The following is a 14,466-nucleotide window of genomic DNA, read 5'->3' as shown; positions in this document are numbered from 1 at the left end:
GTGCGGTGCGCCGCGGCGCGGCAGAGGGCGGTCAGCGCGGCACATTGGCGATGAATCCCACCACGATGGCGTCGGCATGGGCGTCGTTGCCGGGCGGATGGACCCGGACCTCGACGCGGCGGAAGGACTTGTTGGGCGTCTCCGACACCGTCTCGCGCCAGGCGAACTGCATGCCGGCCTGGGTCTCGGCGCCGTCGCTGGTGCCCGGATCGGGGAAGTCGCCGCGCGCGATATAGCCGTTCAGGCGGTTCTGCGCGACCCAGCCGCCGGCCAGGTGGCGGCGCAGCGACAGCGAGCCGTCGGTGACGGCGATGGTGGCGTGCACCGCGGCGGCCAGCGCGATACCGAGCACCGCCAGCGCCACCAGCACCTCGATCAGCGTGAAACCGGCCGCGCGCCTCATGGCTGGGCCGCCTGCGGCTGGCCGGGCCGGCCCTGCGCCGTGGCCGGCAGGGCCGGATCGACCAGGTCGATGCGGCCGAGCGCATCGGCGCGCAGCGCGCGGCGCATGTCGCCGGCGCGCAGCAGCAGCTCGAACGGCGCATTGACGCCGGTCGGCGCGAACAGGATGCGGCCGTCCCGCGCCAGCGGCTGCAGGTTGACCTGCATGGTCTCGACCTGCACCTGCTCGGGCAGCGCCCGCGGCCGCAGCGCGTCGTTGTTCTCGATCACCTGCCACTGCCCCTGCGCATCCTGGCTCCAGAAGCGGTAACCCTGGCCGTCGAGGCCGAAGGCCAGCATCGCCCCGCCGGCGATCGCCTCGTCGCGCGCGCTCTCCAGCAACAAGGACAGCCGCTCGCTCTCGCGCTGCAGCAGATCGCCGTCGGACGGTCCGAACCGCACCGCCGCGAGCGTGACGATGATGGCGATGATCACCAGCACCACCAGGATCTCCAGCAGCGTGAAACCGGCGGTGCGACGCACTTGAGAAGCGCGGAACAAATCGAGTCTCGACTTTCTGCTCGGCCGAGGCCGAGCCTGGGCATTCAAACTATGCATCCGGGCTTCACCACGCTCAGCCCGACCGACAAAATCGCATCCAGCGTAGGAGCGGCTTTAGCCGCGAATGGCAATGGATGAAATACCACCATTCGCGGCTAAAGCCGCTCCTACATCGCGCCCCGCAACCAGCGGCAAAGCGCCGTAATCGGTAGCAGCGCAGCGAAATACCCAACTGCGGGCTCATCGTCCCACTGACGAGCGCCAGCGAGGCTCCCTCTGGACCACCCCACGAAGTCTGCGACTTCGCGGGGCCCCGGGGCGGCGAGGGCGGGGGAGTCGGGTTGGATCAGGGTGATCCGTTGCCGGAGCCCTCACCGCCCTCGAACGCCCGGGTTTCCCGGGCGCTCGCACGTCCGCCATTCACCCACTAACGCACGAGAGCCCCAAAAGGATCACTGATCACTCACAGCATCCAGGAGCCGACATCGGCATTGTTGCCGTCGCCGCCGGCCTGACCGTCGGCGCCGTAGCTCATCACGTCGATCTCGCCGCGCACGCCGGGGTTCAGGTAGACGTAGTCGTGGTCCCACGGATCCTTCGGGGCCTTGTCCAGGTAGGCCTTCCAGTTGGCCGGGATCTGGCCGCTGGCGGGCTTCTCGACCAGCGCCTTGAGGCCCTGCTCGGTGCTGGGATAGGCGCCGTTGTCGAGCTTGTACAGCTTGAGCGCCTGCACGATGGCCTGCACGTCGCTGCGCGCCTTGACCACGCGCGCCTCGTCGGGGCGGCCCATGATCTTGGGCACCACCAGGGTACCGAGGATCGCCAGGATGGCGACCACGACCAGAATTTCGATCAGCGTGAAACCGCCCGAACGGCGTACTTGCATCGTGTGCTCCTTATGGGTTGTCGCTTTGTTGTCTCAGTCGTCGCCCGCCCCAGCCGGGACCGGGAAGCGCAGTTCGTTGCGCGCCAGCTTGCTCGCGATGGCCGCCGCCACGTCGATGTCCTGCCGGTTGGCGAAGGCCAGCGCGTAGATCAGCACGTCGGCCAGCTCGTCCGCCACCTCGGCGCGGTCGAGCGCGTCGTCGCGCTGCGGCGACCACTGGAAATGCTCCATCAGCTCGGCCGCCTCGATCGCGATGCTCATGGCCAGGTTCTTGGGCTGGTGGAAACGCTCCCAGTCGCGCGCCTGGACGAAAGCCTCGACGCGGGCCTTGAGCTCGGCAAGCGTCGCAGTATCGTCGCGAATCATGTCTTTGTCATGGTCCGTCACGCCGGTCCCTACTTGATCATCTGGTTCATCTCGAACACCGGCAGCAGGATCGCCAGCACGATCAGCAGCACCACCACGCCCATCACCAGGACCATCATCGGACCGAGCAGGCTGGTGAAGGTGCCGACCCGCTGCTCGAGCTCGCCGGCCTGCTGCTGCGCGGCCTTGTCCAGCATGCCCTCGAGCCGGCCGCTGGCCTCGCCGCTGGCGATCAGGTGGATCAGCACCGGCGGGAACAGCTTCTGGCGGTCGAGCGCCTTGGACAGCTGGGCGCCCTCGCGCACGTCGCGCGAAGCGTCGATCACCGCGGCGCGCAGCACCCGGTTCTCGACCACGCCGGCCGCCGCGTCCATCGCGCGCAGCAGGGGCACGCCGCTGCCGACCAGGATCGACAGCGTGCTGGCCAGCCGGGCGGTGTTGGCGGCGCGGTTGAGCCGGCCGAACAGCGGCAGCCGCAAGAGAAAACCGTCGAAGCGCAGGCGGAAGGCGTCGTTGCGCAGCGAGCGGGCGAAACCGAAGCCGGCCGCGCCGAGCGCGATCGCGACGAAGATGCCGTATTCGCGCACATTGGCCGAGATCCACAGCAGCGCGCGCGTGAGCCACGGCAGCTGCTGCTTGGTCGACTGGAACACCGACACCATCTGCGGCACCACCCACCACAGCATGCCGACGATCACCAGCAGCGACACCGACATCACCACCGCCGGGTAGACGAAGGCCAGCGCCACCTTGGCGCCGAGCGCCTGGCGCGCCTCGATGTAGTCGGCCAGCCGCGCCATCACGCCGGCCGCCTTGCCCGACTCCTCGCCGGCCCGCACGATGGTGCGGTAGAGCTCCGGAAACACGCGCGGATGGCGGCTCAGCGCCAGGCTCATCGGCGCGCCGGCCAGCACCTCGCTGCGCACGCTGGCCAGCACGTCGCGCGCGCGCGGGTTCTCGGCCTGCTCGATCAGCACGGTGAGCGCGCGTTCGATGGTCAGGCCGGCGTCGAGCAGGGTGGCGAACTGGCGGGTGATCAGCGCGAGCTCGGCGGTCGAGACGCCACCGCCGCGCTTCTGCCGCGCGCCGGCCTCCTTGTCGCCGGCCAGCTCCTTCATGTCGGCCACCCACAGGCCCTGCTCGCGCAGGCTGGCGCGCGCCTGGCGCGCGTTGTCGGCCTCGACCACGCCTTCGATGCTGCGGCCGGATGCGTCGACGGCCTGGTAACGGAAGCCCGCCATGGCTCAGTTGCTCCCGGCAAGAGGGGCCGGCGGCTGGCCGAACCCGGGTTGTTGGGACGGAGGATCGGGCAGCCAGCCCGCCGAAGAGGCGATGCTCAGGCTGAGCAGCGCCAGGATCAGCGCGGTGGGCAGGTAGGCGAACAGGCCGCCGATCACATAGCCGACCGTCACGCCGGTGGCGCGCGAACAGGCCACCACCCAGACCGCCAGTTGGTAGAAGGCCAGCAGCACGATCACCGGCAGTTGCATCGCCTCGGACAGGAGCCCGATCGCCGGCTCGAACAACTGCGCGCTGCTGCACAGCACCACCAAGGGGAACAGGCTGCCCTCGCCCGACCACCGCTTGCCGAGCTTGAGCCACCAGCCGAAGAACAGTGCCAGCAGCAGCGCCTGCACCCAGGCGAAGCCCACCACGAACACCAGCCGCACCGGCAGGCTGGCTTTCAGCTCGGAGCCGAACAGCGCCTGCAGCACGCTCAGCAGCGTGAGCCAGGCCAGCGGCAGCCACCAGGCGTAGCCGTAGTGGCTCAGCGGACGAACGCGGAAACGGGCGAGATCGAGGGCGTCGAGGAGGAATGGGTGCATACGGCAGGGCCGCCTCGGCGGGCGGCCCGGATCGGTTGGAGGGAGTGCGGGATCATTCGCTGCGGCAGTCGCTGCGGTCCTCGACATCCTGGACGATCAGCGAGAAATCGCGCCGCAAGGGGTTGTCCCGCTTGGCGGCCAGATAGTAGCGCTTGCACGGCTCGACGGTAAACGCCACGTCCCGGGTTTCGGGCCAGTGGAATCCCGACGGCGGCGGCGCGCTGACGCGCAGGATGCGTTGGCCCGGTTCGACCCGGACCGGATCGATGTCGACCGGGTAGTCGCCGTCGATCGCGAGCACCCGGACCGGGTAGGTATTGAGCTCGGCCCGGCCGAACCGGTGCGAACCGTCCAACAGGCTGGTGTTCTGCACCGTGCCGCAGCCGGCGAGGCCGGCGGCGCACAGCGCGGCGATGACGATCGTCCTGGCCATGTCGCTCTCCTTGCGCGTGGATCACGTCCCGATTATCGATCGGCCAGGGCGGTGGGCCGGCCGGCTGCAACAGTCGTTTACCGATCAAACCGCTCGCAACGCATTCACGGGCAACACGCGGCTAAGCATTACAGCCCAATCAAACCGCGAACGAGCGCCAGCGAGGCCCCCTCTGGACCACCCCACGAAGTCTGCGACTTCGCGGGACCCCGGCGCGGCGAGGGCGGGAGGAGTAGGGATGAATCAGGGATTGAGCCGTGGTCGAGTAAGTGCGAACCAAAAGCCTCGGCTATGCCGAGGCCTGCACAGCCGGCTCGCTCGTCACGGGTGGACGAGCGCCAACCGGCTCAATGGAAATTTCGTCGCCTGGCGATACGCATCCGGCCGAAATACCGCATTGCGAGCAACGCGAGGCTCCCTCTGGACCACCCCACGAAGTCTGCGACTTCGCGGGGGCCCCGGGGCGGCGAGGGCGGGGGGAGTCGGGTTGAATCAGGGATTGAGCCGAGGTCGAACACATGCGAACCAGCAGCCTCGGCTCTGCCGAGGCCTGCACAGCCGGCTCGCTCGTCACGAACGCGAGAGCGCCAAGCGGCTCAATCGAAGACCACGGTCTTGTTGCCATACACCAGCACGCGGTGATCGAGATGCCAGCGCACCGCGCGGCTCAGCACGATGCGCTCGAGGTCGCGGCCCTTCTGGATCAGGTCGTCGACCGTGTCGCGGTGCGAGATGCGGGTCACGTCCTGCTCGATGATCGGACCGTCGTCGAGCACTTCGGTCACGTAGTGGCTGGTCGCGCCGATCAGCTTCACACCGCGCGCATGCGCGCGGTGGTAGGGCTTGGCGCCGTCGAAGGCCGGCAGGAAGCTGTGGTGGATATTGATCACCCGCTGCGGCCAGGCGCCGGTGAAATCGTGCGACAGCACCTGCATGTAGCGCGCCAGCACGATCAGGTCGACGCCGTTCGCCTCCAGCAGCGCGCGCTGCTCGGCTTCGGCCGCGGCCTTGTTGTCCTTGCCGACCGCGACCACGTGGTAAGGAATGCCGTAGAACTCGGCGACGCGGCGGCAATCGTCGTGGTTGGAGACGATCAGCGGGATCTCGCAGGCCAGCTCGCCGGTCTGCCAGCGATGCAGCAGGTCGACCAGGCAGTGGTCGTACTTCGACACGAAGATCGCCATGCGCGGCTTCCTGGCCGACAGCTTGAGCCGCCAATCCATGCCGAAGCGCTCGGCGATCGGCGCGAAGGCGGCGTCGAAGGCCGCCATGTCGAGCGCGAAACCGTCCAGATCCCACTCGATGCGCATCAGGAACAGGCCGGCGTCATCGTCCTGGTGCTGGTCGGCGTGCAGGATGTTGGCGTTGTAGGTGTAGAGGAAGTTGGCAATGGCCGCGACCAGGCCTTTGCGGTCGGGGCAGGAGATCAGCAGGGTGGCGGTGTTTTTCATGCGTCGGCGGCGAGGGAGGTGGCGGGCCCTGTCGACGGCGCGATCGGTGTCCGCTCGCGGCGCCCGGTCGGGTGGGCCGACGATTCTGGCAAGCCCGTGGCATCGACGCAACGCTGCCGTTCGTCGCTCGTCCGCCACAGCAACAAGTCATACGCTTGTTTGAATTACCGCATCGGTGCTAACTTGCCCTCGACGGATCGCGCCACGGCGGCTTCGTAGTCCAGTCCCGCCCACTACGGCGCGATGACGCCGCCTTGCCGCGGATGCTATCCTTCAAGCCTTTTCCCGCGCGCCGGCTGCGTGATTCCAACCGAACCGGCGCGCCCTGTCTTGTCCCATCCGACCCCAGCGGAGGAAGCGTGAAAGTCCTGGTCGCAGTGAAGCGCGTTGTCGATTACAACGTGAAGGTGCGTTGCAAGGCGGACGGCAGCGATGTCGATATCGCCAACGTGAAGATGTCGATGAACCCGTTCGACGAGATCGCCGTGGAAGAAGCCGTGCGCCTCAAGGAAGCCGGCAAGGCGACCGAGATCGTGGTGGTCTCGCTCGGCGTCAAGCAGTGCGAGGAAACCCTGCGTACCGCGCTGGCGATGGGCGCCGACCGCGCCGTCCACGTCGAGACCGACGCCCAGCTGCAGCCGCTGGCCGTGGCCAAGCTGCTGAAGGCCGTCGCCGAGCGCGAACAGCCGCAGCTCGTCATCCTCGGCAAGCAGGCGATCGACGACGACGCCAACCAGACCGGCCAGATGCTGGCCGCGCTCTTGAACGTGCCGCAGGGCACCTTCGCCTCCAAGGTGGAACTGGCCAGCGACAAGGTCAACGTCACCCGCGAGATCGACGGCGGCCTCGAGACCGTCGCGCTGTCGCTGCCCGCCATCGTCACCACCGACCTGCGCCTGAACGAGCCGCGCTACGTCAAGCTGCCCAACATCATGGCCGCCAAGAAGAAGCCGCTCGACAAGCTCACGCCGGCCGACCTCGGCGTCGACCCGGCGCCGCGGCTCAAGACGCTCAAGGTGTCCGATCCGCCGGTGCGCAAGGCCGGCATCAAGGTGGGCTCGGTCGCCGAGCTGGTCAGCAAACTCAAGAACGAAGCGAAGGTGATCTGATCATGGCCATCCTCGTCGTCGCCGAACACGACAACGCCACGCTCAAGTCGAGCACCCTCAACACCGTCACCGCCGCGCAGAAGCTCGGCAGCGACATCCACGTCCTCATCGCCGGCCACAACGCCGGCGCCGCCGCCGAAGCCGCCGCCAAGGTGGCCGGCGTCGCCAAGGTGCTGCTGGCCGACGCCGCCCACCTCGCCCACCAGCTGGCCGAGAACGTCGCGCCGGTGGTGGTCGAACTGGCCCGCGGCTACAGCCACGTGCTGGCGCCGGCCACCACCGCCGGCAAGAACTACCTGCCGCGCGTGGCCGCGCTGCTCGACGTCGCCCAGGTCTCCGACGTGATCGCCATCGAGTCGGCCGACACCTTCGTGCGCCCGATCTATGCCGGCAACGTGATCGCCACCGTGCAGTCGAGCGACCCGATCAAGGTCCTGACCGTGCGCACCACCGCCTTCGACGCCGCCGCCACCGGCGGTTCGGCCGCGATCGAGCACGTCGGCAGCGGCAGCGACGCCGCCAAGTCGGCCTTCGTCTCGCAGGAACTGACCAAGTCGAGCCGGCCCGAGCTCGGCGCCGCCAAGGTCATCGTCTCCGGCGGCCGCGCGCTCGGTTCCAGCGAGCAGTTCCACGGCGTGCTCGAGCCCCTGGCCGACAAGCTCGGCGCCGCCATCGGCGCCAGCCGCGCCGCGGTCGACGCCGGCTACGCGCCGAACGACTACCAGGTCGGCCAGACCGGCAAGATCGTCGCGCCGCAGCTCTACCTGGCGGTCGGCATCTCCGGTGCGATCCAGCACCTGGCCGGCATGAAGGACTCCAAGGTCATCGTCGCCATCAACAAGGACGAGGAGGCGCCGATCTTCCAGGTCGCCGACTACGGCCTGGTGGCCGACCTGTTCCAGGCCGTGCCGGAACTGATCGCCGAGCTGAACAAGTAAGACCCGAGACGGCCACCGCGGTGGCCGTTTTTTAGGCACCGAATACCAAGCAAGCGCTCGAATTGATGAGCGCCACCGAACCCGACTGGAGACCGCCATGAGCTACCACGCCCCCCTCGCCGACATGCGCTTCGTGCTGAACGAGCTGGCCGGACTGACCGAAGTCGCCGCCCTGCCCGGCTTCGAGGACGTCAATCCCGAGCTGGCCGACGCCATCCTCGAAGAAGCTGCCAAGCTGGCCGAGAACGTGCTGGCCCCGCTCAACCGCGTCGGCGACCTGCACGGCAACAAGCTGGCCGACGGCGTGGTCACCACCGCGCCGGGCTTCAAGGACGCCTACACCCAGTACCGCGAGAACGGCTGGAACGGCCTGCGCATCTCGACCGACCTGGGCGGTCAGAACATGCCGGCGCTGATCGCCACCGCGGTCGAGGAGATGTGGAAGGGCTCGAACATGGCCTTCTCGCTGTGCCCGCTGCTGACGCTGGGCGCCATGGAAGCGATCGAGCACCACGCCAGCGAGGAGCTGAAGGCGACCTATCTGCCGAAGATGGCCGAAGGCAGCTGGACCGGCACGATGAACCTGACCGAACCGCAGGCCGGCTCGGACCTGGCCCAGGTGCGCAGCAAGGCGGTGCCGGCCGACGACGGCACCTACCGCATCAGCGGCCAGAAGATCTTCATCACCTACGGCGAGCACGACATGGCCGAGAACATCATCCACCTGGTGCTGGCACGCCTGCCGGACGCGCCGGCCGGGGTGAAGGGCATCTCGCTGTTCGTGGTGCCGAAGTTCCTGGTCAACGCCGACGGCTCGCTCGGCGCGCGCAACGACGTCAAGTGCGTGTCGATCGAGCACAAGATGGGCATCCACGGCTCGCCGACCTGCGTGATGAGCTACGGCGACAACGGCGGCGCCATCGGCTGGCTGGTGGGCGAGGCCAACCGCGGCCTCGGCTACATGTTCACCATGATGAACGCGGCCCGCCTGGGCGTCGGCGTCGAAGGCATGGGCCTGGCCGAAGCGGCCTACCAGAAGGCGGTGAGCTATGCGCGCGAACGCGTGCAGAGCCGCGAGCTCGGCTCGGCCGACCCGGCGCCGGCCGCCATCATCCGCCACGCCGACGTGCGCCGCATGCTGATGACCATGCGCGCGCTGGTCGAGGCCGAACGCGCCCTCACCTACTTCGCCTGCGCCTCGCTGGACAAGGCGACGCGCCACCCGGACGGCCGCGAAGCGCAGAAATGGAACGCCGTGGTCGGCTTCCTGACCCCGATCGTCAAGGCCTGGAACACCGAGAACGCCAGCCGCATCGCCAGCCTCGGCGTGCAGGTGCACGGCGGCATGGGCTTCATCGAAGAGACCGGCGCCGCCCAGTACCTGCGCGATGCGCGCATCAGCGCGATCTACGAGGGCACCACCGGCATCCAGGCGATGGACCTGGTCGGCCGCAAGACCGCCGCCGAGAAGGGCCTGACCGCGCAGGCGCTGCTGGGCGAGGTCGAGACCACCATCGGCCAGCTCGAGGCCGCCGGCCTCGCCGACATCGCCGCCGCGCTGAACAAGGCGCTGGCCCAGGCGCGCGCCACCACCGCCTACGTGGTCGAGCAGTTCGAAGGCAAGCCGCGCGAAGTGGCAGCCGGCTCGGTGCCCTACCTCGAGCTGATGGGCCTGACGCTGGGCGGCTGGCAGATGGGCCGCGCCGCGCTGGTGGCCCAGCGCAAGCTGGCCGAGCACGACGGCGACAAGGCCTTCTTCGAAGCCAAGCTGACCACCGCGCGCTTCTTCGCCGCCTACCTGCTGCCGCAGACGGCGAGCCTGGCCGAAGTGGTGCTGCACGGCGCCGAAAGCGTGCTGGCGCTGCCGGACGAGGCGTTCTGATCGGCCGCGGCATCGTGCCCCGGTAAAGAAAGTGGCCACCCTCGGGTGGCCATTTTCATTGTGCCGACAGCAAACGCAGGGCCGCAGCCCGCAGGAGCGGCTTCAGCCGCGAATCGGCGTCGTGGCATGCACGGCCATTCGCGGCTGAAGCCGCTCCTACGGGGATCGTGCAACATCGGCGCGAGTCGCTGCCCGCCGGTCAGCGCCCCAGGTTTCACCTTTCACGCTTCACGGCCGTCACGCCGGCATCCGGTAATGCCCCTCATCGAACCGATCGATGCCGCAGCTGAGCGACTCGATCCATTCGAGGAAGGCCAGCAGCACCGCCTGGCCGACGAAGAAGCGGCCGTGCTGCGGCACCATCATCGCGATCTCGCGGTTCTGCACCCTGGGCCGCACCATCTGCGCCCACAGCCGGCAGGCCTTGTTCGACACCATGTAGCGGCGGTGGAAGCCTTCCATCATCACGATATGGCGGATCAGCTCGGTCACCGTCGAGATCGGCTCCTCGATCTCGCCGTGCGCCACCATCGAGGCGCCCATGTCGCCGGTGAACAGGATGCGCGAGCGCGGATCGAAGAAGTGGAAATTGCCCTCGGCGTGCAGGAAGTGCGCCGGCACCAGCGCGATGCGCTCGCCGCCGAGCTCGACCCAGCCGCCCTCGTCGGGCACGCCCACGATACGGCCGGCGGTATTGCCGGCCGAGCAGAAATGCGGCACGAAGCGCGCCCACAGCTTGGACACCACCAGCTTGCAGTCGGTGGTCACCAGCCATTTGTTGAGCGAGGCGACGATGTCGGGGTCGGCGTGCGACGCGAGCAGGTACTTGAGCTGGCGGGCCGGGAAATACTGCGCCATCGCCATGATCAGCGCGTTGTAGGTCATGTTGCCGGCCGGGTCGATCAGCGCGCCCTCGCGGCCGGACACCAGCAGGAACTGGTTGGCCTGCACCGCGTGGTCGTCGTCGTCGTCGACCAGGTCGGCGAACATCAGGCAGCGGTGCTGGCCGTCGTCGTAGAGTGAAATTGCCATGGTGGACCATCGGATTCGAAGACTGACAGCATGGCGTCGATGGCGCGCCGACATCTTGATCCAGCGCAAGGACAACGCAGGCGGCGATGTGCAAGCCGGCCGCGGCGCTGCCGAATCAAGCGTTTGACCGACGGCTTTCGCTGGCCGCGCCGGGACGGGCCGCTATAATCGCGGCTTCCCCAAGCACTGGAAGACATTCAACATGGGCTTTCTCGCCGGCAAGAAGATTCTGATCACGGGCCTGCTGTCCAACCGTTCCATCGCCTTCGGCATCGCCCGCGCCTGCCAGCGCGAAGGCGCCGAACTGGCCTTCACCTATGTGAACGAAAAGCTCAAGGACCGCGTCGTCGACCTGGCCAAGGAGGCCGGCAGCGAGCTGGTGCTGCGCTGCGACGTCACCTCCGACGAAGAGATCGCCGCGCTGGTGGCCGAGCTCGGCCAGCACTGGGGCCAGCTCGACGGCCTGGTGCACTCGATCGCCTTCGCCCCGGGCGAGGCGCTCAAGGGCGACTTCCTCGACGGCCTGAGCCGCGATGCGTTCGCCGTCGCCCACGACATCAGCGCCTACAGCTTCCCGGCGCTGGCCAAGGCCTTCCGCCCGATGCTGAGCCCGAGCGCCAGCCTGATCACCCTGAGCTACCTCGGCGCCGAACGCGCGGTACCGAACTACAACCTGATGGGCATGGCCAAGGCCAGCCTCGAGGCGAGCGTGCGCTACACCGCCGTCGCGCTCGGCGGCCAGGGCATCCGCGCCAACGGCATCTCGGCCGGCCCGATCAAGACGCTGGCCGCGGCCGGCATCTCGGGCTTCTCCAAGATCCTCAAGCACGTCGAGGAAAGCGCACCGCTCAAGCGCAACGTGACCATCGACGAAGTCGGCAACGTGGCGGCCTTCCTGCTGTCCGACCTGTCCTCGGCGATCACCGGCGAGATCATGCACGTCGACGGCGGCTACAGCACCGTCGCGGCCGGCATGGGCGAATAAGCCGCCTCGCCGCATCGTCGCCATAAACGAAACGCCCGGTTCGAACCGGGCGTTTTGCTTTACTGCGACCGGTAAGCCGGCGCGCCGTTCAGAGACCCGCCACCGCCAGGTATTGCGCCAGGCCGTACAGATTGCGGGTGGTCGGCGAGTAGGGCAGCAGCGTCGGCTGGTTGCCGAACAGGTTCTGCAACTGCAGTTGCCGCGCCTGGGCGACGTAGGGGTTGTCGCCGTTCTGGCCGGCGACCCGGATCCCGCCGGTCGCTTCGCGCAGCGGCCCGTTGATCGCCTTGTCGCTGGCCGTGCCGATGCGCTCGGCCGCGTTGGCCAGCAAGTCGCCCACGCCCTCGCCGTTCTGCGCGAAGGCCTGCTTGAAGCGGGCCTCGTCGAAGCGCAGCGTGCCGTTGCTCGCGCGCGTGATGCCGACGTCGGCCAGCGCCAGGCCGTTCAGGCCGCTGCCGCTCTGGGCACCGCTCAGCGCCAGGTCCAGATCGGTGCCGATGCGCCGGCTCAAGCCGTCGGCCTGCAGATTGCCGGCCTGGTCGCGGAAGCGGTTCACCGCATCGACCAGCGACTTGGCGCTGCGAGTCGCCTGGCCCTCGTCGCGGCCGAAATCGAGCCGCGCGCGGCCGTTCGACGCCAGTTGCAGCGAGGCGCCGCCGATCGCGTCGGTCACCGTGTTGCTGCCGCTGCTGACCGCGCGGCCGTCGACCTTGAGCTCGGCATCCTCGGCACGGCGGATCTGCACCAGGTTCTGCCCGCCGCCGGCCGGCAGCGTCGGATCGAAGGCGAGCCGGGACAGGCCCTGCGCATTGTCGGTGTCGTTGCCCTCGTCGTCGTCGACGCGGACCCGGAAGGCCTGGTTGGCGCCGGTCGCCTTGCCGGTCAGTTCGAGCCGGTACTGGTCGCCATCCTGCTTCACGCTGGCCGTAACGCCCGCGCCGGCGCGGTTGATCGCGTTGGCGATGCCGCCGAGCGTGCCGTCGGTGATGTTGATGCGCACGCTGCGCGCGCTGGCGTCGTTGGCGCCGAAGCTGGCGGCCGAGGCATTGAAGCGGCCGGTGTCGATGGTCAGGACGCCGGTGCCGACGATGGTCTCGTCGCGGTCGGCGAACAAACCGCTTTCGACCTGCTGCGAGCGGGCGCGCTGCAGCACTTCGACCTCGGCCGAAGCCGGCAGCGCCTCCGCCGCGGTGATCGCGGCGCTGACCGCATCGCTGTCGGAACGGGCCGTGACGGCGGCCACTTCGTCGTCGCTGTCGAGCGCGCCGACCGCGCGCCTGAGCTCGGCCAGGCCCGATTGCAGCTTGCCGTAGTCGGATAGCCTGACGGTGGTCGAGGACGGCAGGCGCAGGCGATTGTCGCTGCCGTCCTGCCTGATGGAGGAGATGTTGCCGAGGCCGTAGCTCTGCCGGACGCCGTCCGGCGCGCCGAGAGCACCATAGGCCCGGCTCATGGTGTCGGTGATCGAGTAGAGGTTCATCGTCGCCCCCATCGGCGTGCGCTGCACGCCAGAGCATGGCCTGTCCGGCCGATCGGCCGGGAAACCGCCGGACGGGCCGCGCTCGCGCGCCTTTCCCGCCCTCCGGTTATCGGTAAACTATACGCTCGAATCCATCAGGCGATCAGCGCCGCCCGGCCGAATCCGGGCGGGCTCGGAAGGATCCATCCCATGTGCCAATTGCTGGGCATGAACTGCAATGTGCCCACCGATATCTGCTTTTCCTTCGAAGGCTTCCGCCGCCGCGGCGGCGAGACCGACCACCATGCCGACGGCTGGGGCATCGGATTCTTCGAGGGCCGCGGCTGCCGGCTGTTCCTCGACTGGAAATCCTCGATCAGCTCGCCGGTGGCCGAGCTGGTGCGCAACTACCCGATCCATTCGACCAATGTGATCGCGCACATCCGCAAGGCCACCGTCGGCCGCATCACCCTGGCCAACACCCACCCCTTCATGCGCGAGATGTGGGGCCGGCAATGGCTGTTCGCCCACAACGGCGACCTCAAGACCCTGCCCGGACTGTCGGGGGACCGCTTCCTGCCGGTCGGCGACACCGACAGCGAGCACGCCTTCTGCTGGCTGCTCGAGCGGCTGCACCAGCGCCATCCGAAGGGCGCCGCCGCCGAAGCGGTCCACGCCACGCTGGCCGAGCTCGCGGCCGAACTGGCCGGCCACGGCACGCTGAACTTCCTGCTGTCGAACGGCGAATGGCTGGCCGCGCACTGCGCCACCCGGCTGCACTACATCGTGAGGCAAGCGCCGTTCGGCCGCGCCCACCTGGTCGACCAGGACGTCAGCGTCGACTTCGACGCGCTGACCACCCCGAACGACCGGGTCGCGGTGATCGCCACGCTGCCGCTGACCGACAACGAACAGTGGACCGCGATGGAACCGGGCGAGCTGGTGGTATTCCAGGACGGCCAGCCGATCGGCCCCCGCCGCTGAACGAGCGGCCATCGCTTGCGAAGAATGGCCGGAGATCGCCGGGCGCACGTAGGTCGGGCTTTATGCCCGACAGCGATGCCGATCCGGCGAAGCTGTCGGGCATAAAGCCCGACCTACATCAAGCTGCAGCCAGCCGAAGGAAGCCCTCCGGCCTGCATTGCGCGGGCCCGCCC

At 68.6% G+C, this 14,466-nt stretch carries 15 protein-coding genes; 5 read left to right on the top strand and 10 right to left on the bottom strand.

From position 1 onward, the window contains the following. Positions 1 to 31 precede the first annotated feature (31 nt). From gspI to purU, 8 genes are all read right to left on the bottom strand, one after another. Entirely contained in the window at positions 32 to 403 is a 372-nt protein-coding gene (gene gspI / locus H9L41_RS05225; RefSeq protein WP_028447975.1) for a type II secretion system minor pseudopilin GspI, read from the bottom strand. Beyond that, positions 400 to 924: a GspH/FimT family pseudopilin gene (locus H9L41_RS05220; protein ID WP_051319395.1), complete on the bottom strand. Its 525-nt coding sequence runs from the start codon at positions 922 to 924 to the stop codon at positions 400 to 402. The genes gspI and H9L41_RS05220 overlap by 4 nt, the downstream gene beginning before the upstream one ends. A gap of 481 nt (positions 925 to 1,405) precedes the next feature. Then, positions 1,406 to 1,828: a type II secretion system major pseudopilin GspG gene (gspG, locus tag H9L41_RS05215; RefSeq protein WP_028447976.1), complete on the bottom strand. Its 423-nt coding sequence runs from the start codon at positions 1,826 to 1,828 to the stop codon at positions 1,406 to 1,408. Positions 1,829 to 1,861: 33 nt separating this feature from the next. Further along, on the bottom strand, positions 1,862 to 2,194 hold the full coding sequence (locus H9L41_RS05210; RefSeq protein ID WP_034608104.1) for a nucleotide pyrophosphohydrolase: 333 nt from the start codon (positions 2,192 to 2,194) through the stop codon (positions 1,862 to 1,864). Positions 2,195 to 2,223: 29 nt separating this feature from the next. Next, positions 2,224 to 3,435, bottom strand: coding sequence for a type II secretion system inner membrane protein GspF (gene gspF / locus H9L41_RS05205; RefSeq protein ID WP_028447978.1), 1,212 nt, complete (start codon positions 3,433 to 3,435; stop codon positions 2,224 to 2,226). Positions 3,436 to 3,438: 3 nt separating this feature from the next. Continuing rightward, positions 3,439 to 4,020, bottom strand: coding sequence for a hypothetical protein (locus H9L41_RS05200; RefSeq protein WP_028447979.1), 582 nt, complete (start codon positions 4,018 to 4,020; stop codon positions 3,439 to 3,441). 52 nt (positions 4,021 to 4,072) lie between these two features. Then, on the bottom strand, positions 4,073 to 4,453 hold the full coding sequence (locus tag H9L41_RS05195) for a hypothetical protein (RefSeq protein WP_028447980.1): 381 nt from the start codon (positions 4,451 to 4,453) through the stop codon (positions 4,073 to 4,075). A gap of 596 nt (positions 4,454 to 5,049) precedes the next feature. Then, a complete protein-coding gene (gene purU, locus H9L41_RS05190; RefSeq protein ID WP_028447981.1) occupies positions 5,050 to 5,904 on the bottom strand; it encodes a formyltetrahydrofolate deformylase in 855 nt (284 codons plus the stop codon). A gap of 359 nt (positions 5,905 to 6,263) precedes the next feature. Between purU and H9L41_RS05185 the strand changes: the two genes are divergently transcribed. From H9L41_RS05185 to H9L41_RS05175, 3 genes are all read left to right on the top strand, one after another. Next, positions 6,264 to 7,013, top strand: coding sequence for an electron transfer flavoprotein subunit beta/FixA family protein (locus H9L41_RS05185; protein WP_028447982.1), 750 nt, complete (start codon positions 6,264 to 6,266; stop codon positions 7,011 to 7,013). 2 nt (positions 7,014 to 7,015) lie between these two features. Further along, complete coding sequence (locus H9L41_RS05180) at positions 7,016 to 7,951, top strand: electron transfer flavoprotein subunit alpha/FixB family protein (RefSeq protein ID WP_028447983.1); 936 nt, start codon at positions 7,016 to 7,018, stop codon at positions 7,949 to 7,951. 97 nt (positions 7,952 to 8,048) lie between these two features. Then, the gene (locus H9L41_RS05175; protein ID WP_028447984.1) at positions 8,049 to 9,833 is read left to right on the top strand and encodes an acyl-CoA dehydrogenase; all 1,785 of its coding nucleotides are present in this window, start codon (positions 8,049 to 8,051) and stop codon (positions 9,831 to 9,833) included. A 237-nt stretch (positions 9,834 to 10,070) separates the two neighbouring features. On the opposite strand, the gene H9L41_RS05170 is transcribed toward H9L41_RS05175, so the two are convergent. Beyond that, positions 10,071 to 10,865, bottom strand: a complete 795-nt coding sequence (locus tag H9L41_RS05170; RefSeq protein ID WP_028447985.1) for an oxygen-binding di-iron domain-containing protein — start codon at positions 10,863 to 10,865, stop codon at positions 10,071 to 10,073. A 202-nt stretch (positions 10,866 to 11,067) separates the two neighbouring features. Here H9L41_RS05170 and fabI point away from each other — a divergent pair, with 202 nt between their 5' ends. After that, a complete protein-coding gene (gene fabI, locus H9L41_RS05165; protein ID WP_028447986.1) occupies positions 11,068 to 11,850 on the top strand; it encodes an enoyl-ACP reductase FabI in 783 nt (260 codons plus the stop codon). Positions 11,851 to 11,938: 88 nt separating this feature from the next. Here the strand turns inward: fabI and fliD are convergent, their stop codons facing one another. Next, positions 11,939 to 13,357 carry a flagellar filament capping protein FliD gene (fliD, locus tag H9L41_RS05160; protein WP_157462136.1) on the bottom strand — a complete coding sequence of 473 codons (1,419 nt, stop codon included), beginning with the start codon at positions 13,355 to 13,357 and terminating at the stop codon, positions 11,939 to 11,941. Positions 13,358 to 13,519: 162 nt separating this feature from the next. Here fliD and H9L41_RS05155 point away from each other — a divergent pair, with 162 nt between their 5' ends. Beyond that, a complete protein-coding gene (locus H9L41_RS05155) occupies positions 13,520 to 14,293 on the top strand; it encodes a class II glutamine amidotransferase (RefSeq protein WP_028447988.1) in 774 nt (257 codons plus the stop codon). The last annotated feature ends 173 nt before the right edge of the window (positions 14,294 to 14,466 follow it).

It is taken from the genome of Chitinimonas koreensis (assembly GCF_014353015.1).
Lineage (GTDB): Bacteria > Pseudomonadota > Gammaproteobacteria > Burkholderiales > Chitinimonadaceae > Chitinimonas > Chitinimonas koreensis.
This window is presented reverse-complemented; position numbering and strand designations above follow the sequence as displayed.

What these genes read in the sequence shown, in the direction of transcription:
- gspI (WP_028447975.1), bottom strand. Translation starts at nt 403, where the DNA reads ATGAGGCGCGCGGCCGGTTTCACGCTGATCGAGGTGCTGGTGGCGCTG.
- gspG (WP_028447976.1), bottom strand. Translation starts at nt 1,828, where the DNA reads ATGCAAGTACGCCGTTCGGGCGGTTTCACGCTGATCGAAATTCTGGTC.
- H9L41_RS05210 (WP_034608104.1), bottom strand. Translation starts at nt 2,194, where the DNA reads ATGATTCGCGACGATACTGCGACGCTTGCCGAGCTCAAGGCCCGCGTC.
- gspF (WP_028447978.1), bottom strand. Translation starts at nt 3,435, where the DNA reads ATGGCGGGCTTCCGTTACCAGGCCGTCGACGCATCCGGCCGCAGCATC.
- H9L41_RS05200 (WP_028447979.1), bottom strand. Translation starts at nt 4,020, where the DNA reads ATGCACCCATTCCTCCTCGACGCCCTCGATCTCGCCCGTTTCCGCGTT.
- H9L41_RS05195 (WP_028447980.1), bottom strand. Translation starts at nt 4,453, where the DNA reads ATGGCCAGGACGATCGTCATCGCCGCGCTGTGCGCCGCCGGCCTCGCC.
- purU (WP_028447981.1), bottom strand. Translation starts at nt 5,904, where the DNA reads ATGAAAAACACCGCCACCCTGCTGATCTCCTGCCCCGACCGCAAAGGC.
- H9L41_RS05180 (WP_028447983.1), top strand. Translation starts at nt 7,016, where the DNA reads ATGGCCATCCTCGTCGTCGCCGAACACGACAACGCCACGCTCAAGTCG.
- H9L41_RS05175 (WP_028447984.1), top strand. Translation starts at nt 8,049, where the DNA reads ATGAGCTACCACGCCCCCCTCGCCGACATGCGCTTCGTGCTGAACGAG.
- H9L41_RS05170 (WP_028447985.1), bottom strand. Translation starts at nt 10,865, where the DNA reads ATGGCAATTTCACTCTACGACGACGGCCAGCACCGCTGCCTGATGTTC.
- fabI (WP_028447986.1), top strand. Translation starts at nt 11,068, where the DNA reads ATGGGCTTTCTCGCCGGCAAGAAGATTCTGATCACGGGCCTGCTGTCC.
- H9L41_RS05155 (WP_028447988.1), top strand. Translation starts at nt 13,520, where the DNA reads ATGTGCCAATTGCTGGGCATGAACTGCAATGTGCCCACCGATATCTGC.